This is a genomic window from uncultured Arthrobacter sp., from assembly GCF_947495145.1.
Taxonomy (GTDB): domain Bacteria; phylum Actinomycetota; class Actinomycetes; order Actinomycetales; family Micrococcaceae; genus Arthrobacter_D.
In genome coordinates this window covers 139,855-154,002 of sequence record NZ_CANLXP010000004.1, presented here as the reverse complement: position 1 = coordinate 154,002, position 14,148 = coordinate 139,855, and the positions used below count along the sequence as shown (strand labels likewise).

General features: G+C 63.4%; 16 protein-coding genes. 9 read left to right on the top strand and 7 right to left on the bottom strand.

Annotation, left to right across the window (positions count from 1 at the left end):
- Positions 1-6 precede the first annotated feature (6 nt).
- Both dapC and Q0877_RS04630 read left to right on the top strand, forming a co-directional pair.
- On the top strand, positions 7-1,146 hold the full coding sequence (gene dapC, locus Q0877_RS04635) for a succinyldiaminopimelate transaminase (RefSeq protein WP_299166122.1): 1,140 nt from the start codon (positions 7-9) through the stop codon (positions 1,144-1,146).
- Positions 1,147-1,277: 131 nt separating this feature from the next.
- Positions 1,278-2,561, top strand: a complete 1,284-nt coding sequence (locus tag Q0877_RS04630) for a citrate synthase (RefSeq protein WP_204531462.1) — start codon at positions 1,278-1,280, stop codon at positions 2,559-2,561.
- A gap of 98 nt (positions 2,562-2,659) precedes the next feature.
- On the opposite strand, the gene galE is transcribed toward Q0877_RS04630, so the two are convergent.
- Positions 2,660-3,673: a UDP-glucose 4-epimerase GalE gene (gene galE / locus Q0877_RS04625; protein ID WP_299166120.1), complete on the bottom strand. Its 1,014-nt coding sequence runs from the start codon at positions 3,671-3,673 to the stop codon at positions 2,660-2,662.
- A gap of 152 nt (positions 3,674-3,825) precedes the next feature.
- Between galE and Q0877_RS04620 the strand changes: the two genes are divergently transcribed.
- A complete protein-coding gene (locus Q0877_RS04620; protein ID WP_299166119.1) occupies positions 3,826-4,437 on the top strand; it encodes a hypothetical protein in 612 nt (203 codons plus the stop codon).
- 6 nt (positions 4,438-4,443) lie between these two features.
- Here the strand turns inward: Q0877_RS04620 and Q0877_RS04615 are convergent, their stop codons facing one another.
- Entirely contained in the window at positions 4,444-5,238 is a 795-nt protein-coding gene (locus Q0877_RS04615) for a hypothetical protein (protein WP_299166203.1), read from the bottom strand.
- Positions 5,239-5,325: 87 nt separating this feature from the next.
- On the bottom strand, positions 5,326-6,294 hold the full coding sequence (gene dapD, locus Q0877_RS04610) for a 2,3,4,5-tetrahydropyridine-2,6-dicarboxylate N-succinyltransferase (protein WP_299166118.1): 969 nt from the start codon (positions 6,292-6,294) through the stop codon (positions 5,326-5,328).
- 63 nt (positions 6,295-6,357) lie between these two features.
- On the opposite strand from dapD, the gene dapE reads away from it, so the two are divergent.
- The gene (dapE, locus tag Q0877_RS04605; RefSeq protein ID WP_299166117.1) at positions 6,358-7,449 is read left to right on the top strand and encodes a succinyl-diaminopimelate desuccinylase; all 1,092 of its coding nucleotides are present in this window, start codon (positions 6,358-6,360) and stop codon (positions 7,447-7,449) included.
- Between the two features lie 40 nt (positions 7,450-7,489).
- Here the strand turns inward: dapE and Q0877_RS04600 are convergent, their stop codons facing one another.
- The 4 genes from Q0877_RS04600 to Q0877_RS04585 all read right to left on the bottom strand — a co-directional run bounded on the left by Q0877_RS04600 (position 7,490) and on the right by Q0877_RS04585 (position 10,793).
- Positions 7,490-8,365, bottom strand: a complete 876-nt coding sequence (locus tag Q0877_RS04600) for an amino acid ABC transporter permease (protein ID WP_299166116.1) — start codon at positions 8,363-8,365, stop codon at positions 7,490-7,492.
- A complete protein-coding gene (locus Q0877_RS04595; RefSeq protein WP_299166115.1) occupies positions 8,362-9,036 on the bottom strand; it encodes an amino acid ABC transporter permease in 675 nt (224 codons plus the stop codon). The genes Q0877_RS04600 and Q0877_RS04595 overlap by 4 nt, the downstream gene beginning before the upstream one ends.
- Positions 9,037-9,110: 74 nt before the next feature.
- Positions 9,111-9,962: a glutamate ABC transporter substrate-binding protein gene (locus Q0877_RS04590; protein ID WP_299166114.1), complete on the bottom strand. Its 852-nt coding sequence runs from the start codon at positions 9,960-9,962 to the stop codon at positions 9,111-9,113.
- Between the two features lie 42 nt (positions 9,963-10,004).
- On the bottom strand, positions 10,005-10,793 hold the full coding sequence (locus Q0877_RS04585) for an amino acid ABC transporter ATP-binding protein (protein ID WP_299166113.1): 789 nt from the start codon (positions 10,791-10,793) through the stop codon (positions 10,005-10,007).
- A gap of 116 nt (positions 10,794-10,909) precedes the next feature.
- Between Q0877_RS04585 and Q0877_RS04580 the strand changes: the two genes are divergently transcribed.
- From Q0877_RS04580 to Q0877_RS04560, 5 genes are all read left to right on the top strand, one after another.
- The gene (locus tag Q0877_RS04580; RefSeq protein ID WP_299166112.1) at positions 10,910-11,692 is read left to right on the top strand and encodes a TIGR00730 family Rossman fold protein; all 783 of its coding nucleotides are present in this window, start codon (positions 10,910-10,912) and stop codon (positions 11,690-11,692) included.
- 3 nt (positions 11,693-11,695) lie between these two features.
- Positions 11,696-12,025, top strand: a complete 330-nt coding sequence (locus Q0877_RS04575) for a DivIVA domain-containing protein (protein ID WP_299166111.1) — start codon at positions 11,696-11,698, stop codon at positions 12,023-12,025.
- Positions 12,022-12,606: a DNA-3-methyladenine glycosylase I gene (locus Q0877_RS04570; RefSeq protein ID WP_299166110.1), complete on the top strand. Its 585-nt coding sequence runs from the start codon at positions 12,022-12,024 to the stop codon at positions 12,604-12,606. Before Q0877_RS04575 ends, Q0877_RS04570 begins: the two co-directional genes overlap by 4 nt.
- Entirely contained in the window at positions 12,557-13,834 is a 1,278-nt protein-coding gene (locus Q0877_RS04565; RefSeq protein ID WP_299166109.1) for a hypothetical protein, read from the top strand. Before Q0877_RS04570 ends, Q0877_RS04565 begins: the two co-directional genes overlap by 50 nt.
- A 146-nt stretch (positions 13,835-13,980) precedes the next feature.
- Complete coding sequence (locus Q0877_RS04560; RefSeq protein WP_084033880.1) at positions 13,981-14,148, top strand: DUF3117 domain-containing protein; 168 nt, start codon at positions 13,981-13,983, stop codon at positions 14,146-14,148.

Sequence of the window (14,148 nt, the reverse complement as noted above, 5' to 3'; positions counted from 1 at the left end):
GGCAGCGTGACAGCGAACCGGGCCTTCGGGCTCGAGCTGCCGGACTATCCCTGGGATGCGATGGCGCCCTATGTCGAGGAAGCCCGGCAACACCCCGACGGCGCGGTCAACCTATCGATCGGAACACCCGTCGATCCCACTCCGGAAATCATCCAGCGCGCACTCCGCGACGCGTCCGATGCGCCCGGATACCCCACCACGCACGGCACGCCGGAACTGAGGGAAGCGATCAGCGGGTGGTACCGCCGTCGTCGTTCCGTGGAAGGCCTGGATCCGGAAGATATCCTGCCCACCGTCGGCTCCAAAGAGCTGGTCGCGTGGCTGCCCACCCTGCTGGGGCTGGGAGCGGGCGACGTCGTCGTGCGCCCTACGGTTGCCTATCCCACTTATGACATGGGCGCGCATCTCGCGGGTGCAACACCGGTGGCGGCGGACTCCCTGGCCGAGCTGGATGCGGGCACGCGGGCACGGGTGCGCCTGGTCTGGGTCAACTCACCCTCGAATCCCACCGGTGCTGTCCAGGGCGTGGAAGCCCTGCGTGCCATTGTCGACGAAGCCCGCGCTCTCGGCGCCATGGTGGCCTCCGATGAGTGCTATGCCGAACTGGGTTGGGGTTCTTGGGACCCCGCAGAGGGAGGGAATCCGGTTCCCAGCATCCTCGATCAGCGAGTGAGCGGCGGGTCCACTAACCAGCTGCTGTCCGTCTACTCGCTGAGCAAGCAATCGAACCTCGCCGGTTATCGGGCGGCGTTCGTGGCCGGCGACAGCGCCGTGTTGCGCAACCTCATCAACTCGCGGAAGCACGCGGGAATGATCGTGCCGTTCCCGGTCCAGGAAGCAATGCGCGTGGCTCTTACGGACGATGCGCATGTGACTGACCAGAAGAACGTGTACCGCGCGCGCCGCAACCAGCTGATACCGGCACTCGAAGCCTTCGGCCTGACCATTTCCGCTTCCGACGCCGGCCTCTACCTGTGGGCGACCGCGGGGGAGGACACCTGGCTGACCGTGAAGCGATTCGCGGAGCTGGGGATCATCGTGGGGCCGGGCACGTTCTACGGCAATGCCGGGAACGGGTTCGTCCGGGTGGCCCTCACCGGCTCCGACGAGCGGGTCGGTGCTGCGGCTGCCCGGCTTGGCGCGTGAGACCGTGTTGCTATTGCACAACAACGCCCCAACCGATTAGTGCTGGAGGCGTTTCTGCCGGTAGCGTTTTAGCTGACTGAGCTGATCCAGCAATTCCGCATGCTTTTCCATAAGCTCCACAAGGAGAGTAAATGACTGAGCACAACGGCGCCTCACTCCAGTATGACGGAGGAAGCCTTAGCCTCCCGCTGATCCAGGCGGCAGAGGGCAACCATGGGTACGATGTCTCGAAGCTGCTCAAGCAGACCGGTGCCGTTACCTTCGATCCCGGTTTCATGAACACCGCGGCCACCACCTCAGCAATCACCTACATCGACGGCGATCAGGGCATCCTGCGCTACCGCGGCTACCCGATCGACCAGCTGGCGCAGCACTCGAGCTTCCTTGAGGTCTCCTACCTGCTCATCTACGGCAACCTGCCGACACCCACCGAGCTCGCCGCCTTCGACAACCGCATCCGCAGGCACACGCTCCTGCATGAGGAGCTCAAGGGCTTCTTCGGTGGATTCCCGCGTGACGCGCACCCCATGCCGGTGCTGTCCTCAGCTGTCTCGGCGCTCTCCACGTTCTACCAGGACTCGCTGGACCCGTTCGATGACGAGCAGGTGGAGCTGTCCACGTTCCGCCTGATGGCGAAGCTGCCGGTCATTGCCGCGTACGCACACAAGAAGTCCATCGGCCAGCCGATGCTGTACCCGGACAACTCCATGAATCTCGTGGAGAACTTCATGCGCCTGTGCTTCGGCCTTCCCGCAGAGCCATACGATCTTGATCCCACCATGGTCAAGGCGCTGGACCTCCTGCTCATCCTGCACGCAGACCACGAGCAAAACTGTTCCACCTCCACCGTCCGCCTGGTGGGAAGCTCGAACGCCAACATGTTCGCGTCCATCTCGGCCGGTATCAACGCCCTGTTCGGACCGCTGCATGGCGGCGCCAATGAAGCCGTCCTGAACATGCTCCGAGACATCAAGGCCAAGGGTATGCAGCCCGAGGACTTCATGGAGAAGGTCAAGAACAAGGAAGACGGCGTGAAGCTCATGGGCTTCGGGCACCGCGTCTACAAGAACTATGATCCGCGGGCCAAGATCGTCAAGGCCACCGCCCACGAGATCCTTTCAAAGCTCGGAGGCAACGATGAGCTCCTGGACATCGCGATGCGCCTGGAAGAGAAGGCCCTCGCCGATGACTACTTCATTGAGCGCAAGCTGTACCCGAACGTGGACTTCTACACCGGCCTCATCTACAAGGCGATGGGCTTCCCGGAGAAGATGTTCACCGTCCTCTTTGCGATCGGACGCCTACCTGGTTGGATTGCGCAGTGGCGCGAGATGATGCAGGATCCGCAGACGAAGATCGGCCGCCCGCGCCAGCTGTACACAGGCGCCGGGGAAAGGCACTACCCCGCACGCTAAGAAGTTCCAGTACGACGACGGCCGGTCACCTCCCTGGGGAAGGTGACCGGCCGTCGTCGCACGTTAGTTTCGCAGCGGGACCGCGGGAGCAGGCAGGATCAGGAGGCGTAACCCTGCGGGTTGTTCTTCTGCCAGCGCCAGTGGTCCTCGCACATCTGGTCCAGTGACTTATGCGCCGACCAGCCAAGATCCGCCAGTGCTGACGAAGGGTCCGCGTAGCTGACCGCTGCATCTCCCGGTCGGCGGGGAGCAAATTCATAGGGAATCTCGTGGCCGGCGGCCTTCGAGAACGCGGTGAGCACCTCGAGCACTGACGATCCATTGCCGGTACCGAGGTTCCAGCGGTGCACTCCCGAGTGGGAGGTGAGGTAGTTCAGAGCGGCAACATGGCCGTCCGCGAGATCAACCACGTGGATGTAGTCGCGGATTCCCGTGCCGTCCGGAGTGGGGTAATCGTTGCCGAAGACCATAACCTTCTCGCGCCTGCCGACCGCCACCTGCGCCACGAAGGGCAGCAGGTTGTTGGGGATACCGGTGGGATCTTCACCGATACGTCCCGACTCGTGCGCACCCACCGGGTTGAAGTAGCGCAGCAGCGCGATGTTCCAGCGGCTGTCGGAGGCACCGACGTCGCTCAGGATGTCTTCGATCTGTTCCTTGGTGCGCCCGTAGGGATTGGTGGCGTCCAGCGGCATCTTCTCAATGAGGGGCACCTCTTCGGACGCGCCGTAGACGGTTGCTGAGGAGCTGAACACCAGCGTGCGGACGTTGTGGCGGTCCATGGTGCGCAGCAGGTTCAGCGTGCCGCCGACGTTGTTGTGGTAGTAGAACAGCGGCTTCTCCACTGATTCGCCGACGGCCTTCAGCCCGGCGAAATGGATGACGGAGTCAACGGCCTCGGCTTCGAACACGGCGTCGAGCGCGTGCTCATCGAGCAGGTCCACCTTGCGGAACGCCACGTCGCGACCGGCAAGCTCCTCCACTCGCCTCAGCGCGGTCTCGCTTGAGTTGTAGAGGTTGTCCAGTACGACTACGTCGTGGCCCGCCTCTAGGAGCGCGAGCGTGGTGTGCGAGCCAATGTAACCGCTTCCGCCGGTAACGAGTATCTTCATGCAGTTCAGTTTAGTGACGGACGGTACTGCGGGCATAAGTGAGTCCTTTCGCGCAGCCGTCCGCTCTGGAGACAACGGCCCTATCGGTCTACCCTTGGAGGATCACGCGCGCAAAGCCGGCCCGTTCTGCCGGCGGAGAGGCCAGGGCACGGATGCAGGTCAATGGAGCGCCCTCCTGGAAAGTGGGAGCGGGAACGTCTCTGGCGATGTGCTTTGCGCTGTACCTGCGGGATTGTGCCGGCCTCGGGGTGATTGGCCAGCCTGCTGTTTCCCCGGTGAGACCTCCGGTCCATTGCGTTGACCCGCGGCAGACCGTCCACGCCGTTGGTGGCCTCGCTGCGCTCCGGGTTGAGTGGGAGGCCTGGTGGTATCAATTGGTGGCCGGCCATGGGAAGGGGATGCTGCTCCCAACCCCTCCGGAATTCCCCGAGCTCGACTCAATGCCCGCGCTGCAGCGTCTCACTCACGCTCACTACGGGACCGCCCTGGCCTGGACGCAGGAATGTGATGCCGCCTGGCGCCACCGGGAGCTCAAACGCATGCACGATGTCGGGCAACGGCGCTTCGGCGACCTCGTGCGGGAACGCGAACTGGAACTCGGACGGCCCGCACGGAATTTCTCCCTCTCCGTGGTTGAGCTGCCACTGAGTGAGACCCGGGCCTGGTGGGTTGAACCGGACATGCTCATTCTGAGCGAAGACCTGTACGACGACGAAGCCACTTTCCGGAGCTATATTCAGCCGGTGGTGGAGATCATCGCCTAGCTCTTGCTAGGCAGCGACCTCGGCGAGGGTGATCAGGACCTGGCCGGTCTCCGTCTCAGTGGTAGTCCAACCGCCGTCGCTCCGGTTCCACTGCAGGCCCGCATGGGAGACGGAGGTGATGCCCAGGTCCTTGGCATGGGCAACCGCGAACTGCGCAGCGGCCCACCCGACGGATCCGGACGCGGTGGCCACTACGCCCTCTTCGGTTGTTCCGGTCTGCAGGGTGGGAAAGACGGCGGCGAACCGTTCTGTTACAGCCGCAGGGTTCCCGGACTCTTCCGGCTTGCGAAGTATGCAGTTCAGCGAAGCGGGCGACTGGCCGGTCAGGGCCGAGGCGAAGGCGCGCCCCTCCGGTTCGTGATCGGCATACGCGTCCGGGTAGGCGCTGCGCTGAACGAGTTGGGCGGCTTCCGTGATGGGCAGGGTCTGGTATCCCGGCACGGTGACCAGCGCATCATAGAATGCCCCGGCCGCGTAGATAGGATCCCGCACCTGATCCTCGCTGCCCCAGCCCTGCGACGGCCGCTGCTGAAACAGTCCGCGCGAATCCGGTCCTGCCTGATCACCGTAGTCCAGGTTCCGCAGGCCGGATTCCTGGACCGCAGTAGCCAGCGCAATAGACGCAGCCCGCGGCGGAAGACCGCGCGTAACAGCCACGCCGGCGATGGTGGAGGCGTTTGCAGCCTGTTCCGGTGCCAGTTCGTAGGTATCGGTCCCGACGACGGCGCTGCACCGTTCGCGGACCAGCACCTCCGAGGAGTTCAACTGGATGATGGCAAGGTAAGCTCCACCGCCGACCACAGCCGTGAGCCCGGCAAGGACACCGGTCGCGCGGAGCCGGCGCCGTCGTCGGGCTTGCTTCTTGGTCTGGAGCACGTGGAAAATTTCCTAGTTGGCGTGCAAGGCGGCGTTCAGCGCGATTCCCCGGCCGGCCCGCTGCCGTGCTTCAACCACGCCGGTGGTGGAGTTGCGGATGAAGAGCACACCCGACTGTCCGGAGAGTTCGGCAGCCTTGACGATCGAACCGTCAGGAAGCGTGACCCTGGTTCCTGCAGTGATGTAGAGACCGGCTTCCACCACGCAGTCGTCGCCGAGTGAGATGCCGATGCCGGCCTGGGCGCTCAGGAGGCAGCGCTCGCCGATGCTGATGCGTTCCTTGCCGCCGCCGGAGAGGGTTCCCATGATCGACGAACCGCCGCCGATGTCCGATCCATTGCCCACGACAACGCCGGCTGAGATGCGTCCCTCAACCATTGAATGGCCGAGCGTGCCGGCGTTGAAGTTGACGAAGCCCTCGTGCATCACGGTGGTGCCCTCCGCGAGGTGCGCGCCGAGACGGACGCGATCAGCGTCGGCGATCCGGACACCTGAGGGCATCACGTAATCAACCATGCGTGGGAACTTGTCCACGCCGAACACTACGACTGTGCCACGCGAGCGCAGGCGCAGACGGGTAATTTCGAAATTGCTGACTGCGCAGGGGCCGAAGTTGGTCCAGACGACGTTGGCGAGCGATCCGAAGATGCCGTCGAGGTTGATGCTGTTCGGCTGCACGAGACGGTGCGAAAGCAGGTGGAGCCGGAGGTAGGCATCTGCGGCGTCGGTCGGGGCGTCGTCGAGCAGGGAAGTTGTCGACACTACTTCCTGGGTGACGCTACGCAGCGCGTCGGGTGCTGCGATGGCAGCGAGTTCGGTAAGCAGCGCATCAGTATCGCCGGAAGCTTCGCCAAGAACCGGCTGCGGGTACCAGACATCGAGTACCGTTCCGTCTTCGGCCAGCGTGGCCAGTCCGATGCCGAAAGCGGTTCGTGCGGTGGTTTCGGAGGGGGTCAGGGAAGCGGAAGCCGTCTCAGTCATGGCTTCCATTCTACCGAGTAGCGGCTACCGGACCCTGCCACCTCGCCCAGTAGGCTTGAGGCCATGACAGATTCCGGATTTCAGCGCCTCGATGCCCGTGCAGACGTCGCACATCTCACCGCCGCCATCATCGACATCAATAGTGTCTCGGGCAACGAGCGCGCGTTGGCGGATGCGGTGGAGGAGATCCTCCGGGGTTGTTCCCACCTGGAAGTGGTCCGGGACGGTGATTCGCTGATTGCCCGCACCAACCTGGGGCGCCCGGAAAGGGTGATCCTGGCGGGTCATCTCGATACCGTGCCGCTGCCTCACGTGACCGGCTCCCGCGGAACGGTCCCGAGCGCCTGGGACGGCGAGGTTCTCTACGGACGCGGTGCCACCGACATGAAGGGCGGAGTCGCCGTCCAGCTCTCGCTTGCTGCTGCCCTGACGGAGCCGTCCCGGGACACCACGTATGTCTTTTATGACCATGAGGAAGTCGAGGCATCCCTCAGTGGACTCGGCAGGCTGGCCGACAGTTATCCGGACTGGTTGCGCGGTGACTTTGCGGTGCTGCTCGAACCCACCAACGGCACTGTCGAAGGCGGCTGCAATGGAACCGCCCGCTTCAACGTCACGACGACGGGGCGCGCCGCCCACTCGGCCCGGGCCTGGATGGGGGAGAACGCCATTCACAAGATGGCGGAGGTCCTCATGCGCCTGCGGGACCATGAGCCGGCCACAGTCCGCGTTGACGGGCTCGATTTCCGGGAGAGCCTCAACGCTGTCCTGATCAGCGGCGGCACGGCGGGCAACGTGATTCCCGATCGAGCCGTTGTCGAGGTGAATTACCGGTTTGCTCCGGATAAGAGCCCGGAGGACGCCGAAAAGTACGTCCGCGATCTACTTGTTGGTTATGAGGTGGAACGGACGGATGCCGCCGCGGGTGCGCGTCCGGGGCTGCACCACCCAGCAGCCGCTGCGTTTGTTGAGGCAGTGGGTGCGGAGCCCAAACCCAAGTACGGCTGGACCGACGTGGCCCGGTTCAGCGCACTCGGCATACCGGCCGTGAACTTCGGGCCGGGCGATGCGCTACTCGCCCACTCGGACAACGAGCACGTCTCCGGAGACGCAATCCGTGCCTGCCTGAAGGCGTTAAGCGAGTGGCTCGCCTAAGCCGCGCGGCCGAGGCGAGCCACTCGCACGAATAGTGAAGCTACGCGTTCGTGGGGTCCGCGACCACCACGTTGCTGACGTTGTCGTTCTTTGTCTTTCCGGTGGTGCGGAAGCTGAGGAGCTTCGAGAGCCGATTCGCCAATGATGAAAGCGCGAAGTTGATGATGATGAAGATGACGGCGGCGATGAGAAGGGCCTGAAGCAGGTTTCCCTCGCCAACGCCGAGTCGGCGTGCGGTCTGCAGAAGCTCGGTGTACGTGATGATGTAGCCGAGTGCGGAGTCCTTCAGAATCACTACGAACTGGCTGACCAGCGCGGGCAGCATGGCTGTGAGTGCCTGCGGCACCTCAATGCTCCTTAATGACTGGCCGCGCGTCATGCCGATGGCCATGCCGGCTTCCCGCTGTCCTTTGGGGAGCCCTTCCACGCCGGAGCGGACGAGTTCGGCAATGACTGAGCCGTTGTAGAGCGTCAGCGCCGTGACCACAGCGATGAAGGGAATATCCTGTGGACGCATGATGCCTGCAGCGCCGATAGCGAGCCAGAGGAAGATCATCATCAGCAGCACAGGAACCGCACGAAGGAACTCGACGATCACGCCGGCAAGCCACCGGAGCGGGAGGAAGTGCGAGAGCCGTCCGATGCCGAGAAGGAGCCCCAGCACCACCGAGGTGACGATCGCTACACCGGCCGCCCTGAGAGTGTCCAGGAGGCCCGGGAGGAGGAAGAACTCCCAGGTTCTGCCTTCGAGGAAGGGCGTCCACTTCGCGGGTTCAAGTTGGCCGCGCTCCGCGAGCGTGATGATCAACCATGCGAGCAATCCCACGATGAGCAGGGCGCCGACGATGTTGCCAATAAAAATGTTGCGCTTGGCTTTGGGGCCGGGCGCATCGAAAAGTACCTGCTGAGCGCTCATCGTGCCACCGCCAGTTTCTTGGATGCCCACGTTGTGAGCAGGCCGATCGGAATCACGATGATGACGAAGCCCATCGCGAAGGTGAAGAAGATCGGGATCACCATGTCGGAACGGAACTCGATCATGGTTTTCATCAGACCGGCGGACTCAGCGACTGAGCCGGCCGCAGCAACGGTGGAGTTTTTTGTCAAAGCGATCAGCACGTTGCCGAGCGGCGCGATGGCGCCGCGGAACGCCTGCGGAAGGATGACGAGCCGAGCTGCCGGAAGGAATGACAATCCGATGGCGCGGGCTGCCTCTGCCTGACCTAGTGGAACGGTGTTGACGCCGCTCCGAATCGCTTCACAGACGAAAGCGGCGTGATAGAGGCTCAGGCCGAGAACCGCCAGCCGGAAGAAGTTGAGATCGAAGTCTTCGGACAGACTCACGAAGAGCTGGCCGAACAGGGCGAGTACGCCGAAGGCGATGATGATCGTCAGCGGCGTGTTGCGGAAGATATTGACGTAGCTGGCACCGAACCACTGGAGGCTCGCTATCGGTGAGATCCTGAACAGGGCCAGGAGGGTTCCAAGCAGGAGGGACCAGATTGCTGCCCAGAATGTCAGCTGGATATTGATCCAGAAGGCCCCTGCGACATCGTATTGCTCAAAGAGGGACAGGAAACCGTCCACGGCAACCTTTCTTTGTTACGTCAAACAACCGTGTGGGGGCTGCAAGGCAGCCCCCACACGAATAACGGCAGTGGTTAGGCGCAGTCGTCCGGCGTCGGCGGGTTCAGTTCCGCGTTCGGCTCGTAGTCGACACCTTCGAGGTTGTTCGCCAGGGCTTCTTCCCAGGCGCCTTCCTCGATCATCTTCTCAATGGCTGCGTTGATGTCGGAGCACAGTTCGCTGCCCTTGGTCAGGCCGACGCCGTAGCGCTCCTCCGAGAACGGGTTGCCTACAACCTTGAACTGGCCCTGATTCGATTCCTGGGCGGCGAGGCCGGCAAGGATGATGTCATCGGTGGTAACCGCGTCGATCTGTCCGCTACCCATGAGGCTGACGCACTCCGCGTAGCCCGGCTGCTCAATCAGGTTGACGTCTTCTGCGAACTCGTCCTTCACCCGCTGTGCGGAGGTTGAGCCGGTTACGGAGCAGAGATTCCGCCCGTTGAGGTCGTCCGGTCCGGAGATGTCGCTGTCGGCGGCGACCAGCAGGTCCTGGCCGGCAATGAAGTAAGGTCCGGCGAAGTCGACGGTTTCCTTGCGGGTGTCGGTGATCGAGTAGGTCGCGAAGATCATGTCGACCTGCTCGTTGGCCAGCATGTTCTCGCGGTTCGCGGAAGGGGACTCCACAAACTCGATCTGCTCTTCGGTGTAGCCAAGCTCTCCCGCCACGTACTTGGCGACATCGACGTCGAAGCCGGAGTAGGAGCCGCCCTCATCGAAACCGAGCCCGGGCTGATCGAACTTGATGCCGACGCGAATGGTCTCGCCACCGGCTTCAGCGCCGCCGCCCTCTCCGCCGCCTTCGGTTTCGCCTCCGCCGCCGCAGGCGGACAGGGTGAGTGCGGCAGCCGCGGCCATGGCCAGTGCCCCGTATCGTGTTGTTCGCATGATTTCTCCTCGCGTTATTTCCTGATGGGAATTCGTCGGTGGTTAGTGGGCGAGGATCTTGCCGAGGAAGTCCTTGGCACGATCGCTCTGCGGGTTGGTGAAAAACTGTTCCGGCTTTGCCTGTTCAACAATCTGACCGTCAGCCATGAAAAGCACGCGGTCGGCGGCCTTGCGGGCGAAGCCCATCTCGTGGGTGACCACGATCATGGTCATGCCCTCCTTGGCCAGAGCCACCATCGCGTCCAGAACCTCGTTGATCATCTCCGGGTCCAGGGCGGATGTGGGCTCATCAAAGAGCATCACTTTCGGCTGCATAGCCAGGGCTCGCGCAATGGCCACGCGCTGCTGCTGCCCGCCGGAGAGCTGCGCGGGTAGCTTCTGGGCCTGGTTATCCACGCCCACCCGCTTCAGCAGCGACATGGCAAGGTCCTTCGCCGCATTGGCCTTCATTCCCTTGACCTTCACGGGACCGAGAGTCACGTTCTCAAGGATGGACTTGTGGGCAAACAGGTTGAAGGACTGGAACACCATGCCGACGTCGGCACGCAGCTTTGCCAACGCCTTGCCTTCAGCGGGCAACTCCTTGCCGTCGATCCGGATCTCGCCGCTATCGATGGTTTCGAGCCGGTTAATGGCGCGGCACAGCGTGGACTTGCCGGATCCGGAGGGGCCGATCACCACCACCACCTCGCCACGGGCAACCTCGAGGTTGATGTCCTTGAGCACATGGAGTTCACCAAAATGCTTGTTGACGTTCTTCAAAGAGACGAGAGGCTTTGCTGACGAGTTGGACGAGGACGTGGGCGTGCTCGACTGTGTGTCACGAGTCATAGGTAGAAATGTAGCGAAGAATTCCACACCGGCGATACATCGGCTTGCGGAAAGTGGAAATCGTGATTCAAGAGCAACCAAAGCGGAGGGCCCCTTCCGGCAGTTAGCCTTGGGTTATGAGTCCCCACAGCGTCAACGATGATCAGCACACCGGTTCTCCGGCGGCACCTGCGCGGCGCCGTGGCCAGGTAGAACTTCGCCGGGACCAGGCAAGGACCGTGCAGTCCGATCGGTATCTGCTGGATTCCGAGGAGGAAACTCCCTTCACCAAGACGGACCCCTGGCGCGTGCTCCGGATTCAAAGCGAATTCGTGGAGGGATTTGGCACCCTCTCGGAACTCGGACGGGCAATCAGCGTCTTCGGTTCAGCACGTACTCCGCGGGACTCCCCGTACTATGCGGTGGGGGAAGAGGTGGGGCGGCTCCTCGTCGAAGCAGGCTATGCCGTCATCACCGGTGGTGGACCGGGCGCGATGGAGGCGGCGAACAAGGGTGCCTGCGAGGCCGGAGGTGTCTCAGTGGGACTCGGCATCGAGCTTCCCTTCGAGCAGGGGATGAACGAGTGGGTGGATCTCGGCATCAACTTCCGCTACTTCTTTGCCCGCAAGACCATGTTCGTCAAATACGCTCAGGGCTTCATTGTGTTGCCCGGAGGTTTTGGAACCCTGGATGAGCTCTTCGAGGCCATGACGCTGGTCCAGACCCAGAAGGTCACGTCCTTCCCGATCGTGCTGATCGGTACCGAGTTCTGGGGTCCGCTGTGGACCTGGGTACGGGACACGCTGCTCGCCAACGGAATGATCTCGGAGAAGGACCTGTCCCTGGTGCACCTGGTCGATGACCCAGCCGAGGCAGTGCGCGCCGTACTCGCTGATACAGCCAGGCACACCGGGCCCTGAGCCATGACGGTTTTCCTCGTTGTCATCGCGGTTGCGGCAGTGGGTGCCACTGCTTTTTTCGCCGTCGGGCGTGGACGGCCGGGCCCCAACGGGTCCTTAGGAGGGGAACCGAAAGCCCTCCCTGGACTGGTTGACCCGACGCCCAGCCTGCCGCCGGTTCTGCTTCCCGAACACCCGAGCGCTTCCGACGTGGGCCGGATCCGGTTCTCGCTTGGTCTGCGGGGATATCGTATGGACCAGGTGGATGAGGTCCTGGACAGCCTGGCCGTTGCGCTCGCCGAGCGCGACGCGCTCATTGAAGCGCTGCAGGATCAGAACCGGGACGGCCAGTGAGCGCGGTCAGCGGCAGCGATGGCCGCCTGCGGTGTCCCTGGGCGGTATCCAGCGAGGAATATCAGGCCTACCACGACAACGAGTGGGGGCGCCCGGTCGTGGGCGATGCTGCGCTCTATGAACGGATCAGCCTCGAAGCGTTCCAGTCCGGCCTCAGCTGGATCACCATCCTCCGCAAGCGCGAGAACTTCCGGGCTGCCTTCGCAGGCTTCGATCCCCAGTCGGTTGCCGCTTTCGACGACGACGACGTCGCGCGCCTCCTCAGCGACGCCGGCATCGTGCGCAACCGGGCCAAAATTCTCGCGACCATAGCGAACGCACAGGCGGTGCTCGCACTTCCGGAGGGCACCACCCTGGCCGGAATCCTTGAGGCACACCGGCCGGCGCCGAAACCGGCGCCTCAGTCGCTCACGGATGTTCCCGCCGTCGTGCCGGAGTCTGTCGCGCTTGCGAAGGAGTTACGGTCACATGGGTTTCGTTTCGTGGGGCCTACCACCGCCTATGCCATGCAACAGGCCACCGGGTACGTGAATGACCACCTTGCCTCCTGCTGGGTGCGGGATGCCGCCCCGCTCGCGTGAGTCGCTGAGACTTCCTGAGCTGCGCCTGGCGGTGCGCGCCCGAGCCGTTGGTAACTGGCTGGGGTCGCTGCCCTGGTGGGTGCAGGTGGTGCTCGTCTACGGGTCGGCGAGGCTCTATTCAATGATTGTCCTGATAGCGGCTGCCCGCCGCCAGATGCCCAGCCCATGGGCGCAAGGTTCCCCCAGCTACGGGGAGTTCATCAACTTCTGGGACAGCGGTTGGTACGCCCGCATCCACGACGACGGCTACCCCGCCGAGCTGCCACGCGGGGACGACGGCACAGTCCTTGAAAATCAGTGGGCGTTCTATCCGCTCTTCCCCGCCACCGTTCGTCTGTTCTCGACGATGACCGGCACCGGCTGGAATCCCGGCGCGCCGCTGCTTGCGACTGCCTATGGATTTGCTGCTGCGCTCATCATCTACCGCATCTTCCGGTTACGCGCCCAGCACCGCGATGCCCTCTGGGCTGTTGGCCTCATCGCCTTCTTTCCGACCTCGCCCATCCTGCAGATTCCGTACGCTGAATCGCTCCACCTGATGCTGCTGGCGCTGGCCCTGTACCTGGTGATGACCGGCCGGTTCCTGTCCGCCGTTCCCGTGGTGGTGCTGATGTGTCTTGCCCGTCCCGCTGGTGTCCCGTTCGCCGCCATGTTGGGAGCGCTGCTGCTGCTGGGACTGGCGGCCAAAGGAGATGTTGGCGGCAGGCCGAACTCCGCATGGGCTTCGGGGCGGCTCGCGGTATTGACGGGGGTCGCGGGTATGGCCGCTCTCTCCTGGCCGGTCGTTGCCTGGGTGGGAACGGGCGTGCCCGATGCCTACGTGCAGACAGAGACAGCCTGGCGCGGTTCTGAGCTCACGCTCTTCCTGCCCTGGTTGAGCGCTGCTGTGGGGTTGCTGGGACCGATCCTTGGCCCGCTCGCTCTGGCGGTACTGATAGCGGGGTTCGCGGGCCTGCTGCTCTCGACAGCAGGCCGCAGCCTTGGGCTGCCGCTGAGGTTGTGGTGCACTGCCTATCTGCTGTTCCTGGCAGCCTTCTGGAATCCGCAGACCAGCACCTTCCGGATTCTGCTTCCGCTGTTTCCGCTTGCGCTCGCCGCCGTGCTCATCTCAGATGCGAGGGCGTATCGCTGGCTCGCGGTCGCCGCTTGTGCCTGCCTTCAGGTCGTATGGGTTGCGTGGCTGTGGGCCTGGGTTCCGCTCTTCGGCAGCGGAGACTATTCGCCCTAGCGGTGTGATGGGCGCCGCACCGGCGATTAGCTAGCCGCGCACTTCTACGGGATAATAGGGTAGGACGAGCGTACGGGGGGCACTCCGCCGTGCACTGCTGACCGCGGCTTTCGTCCGGCCGCGCACCGTGGAAGGAAACTATTTAGATGGCTGCCATGAAACCCCGTACCGGTGATGGACCCATGGAGGTCACCAAAGAGGGACGCAGCCTCATCATGCGGGTTCCGATCGACGGCGGTGGACGCCTGGTGGTCGAGCTGAACGCAGAAGAAGCGGGCAAGCTAAAGGATTGCCTGCTCACGGTAACCGACTGA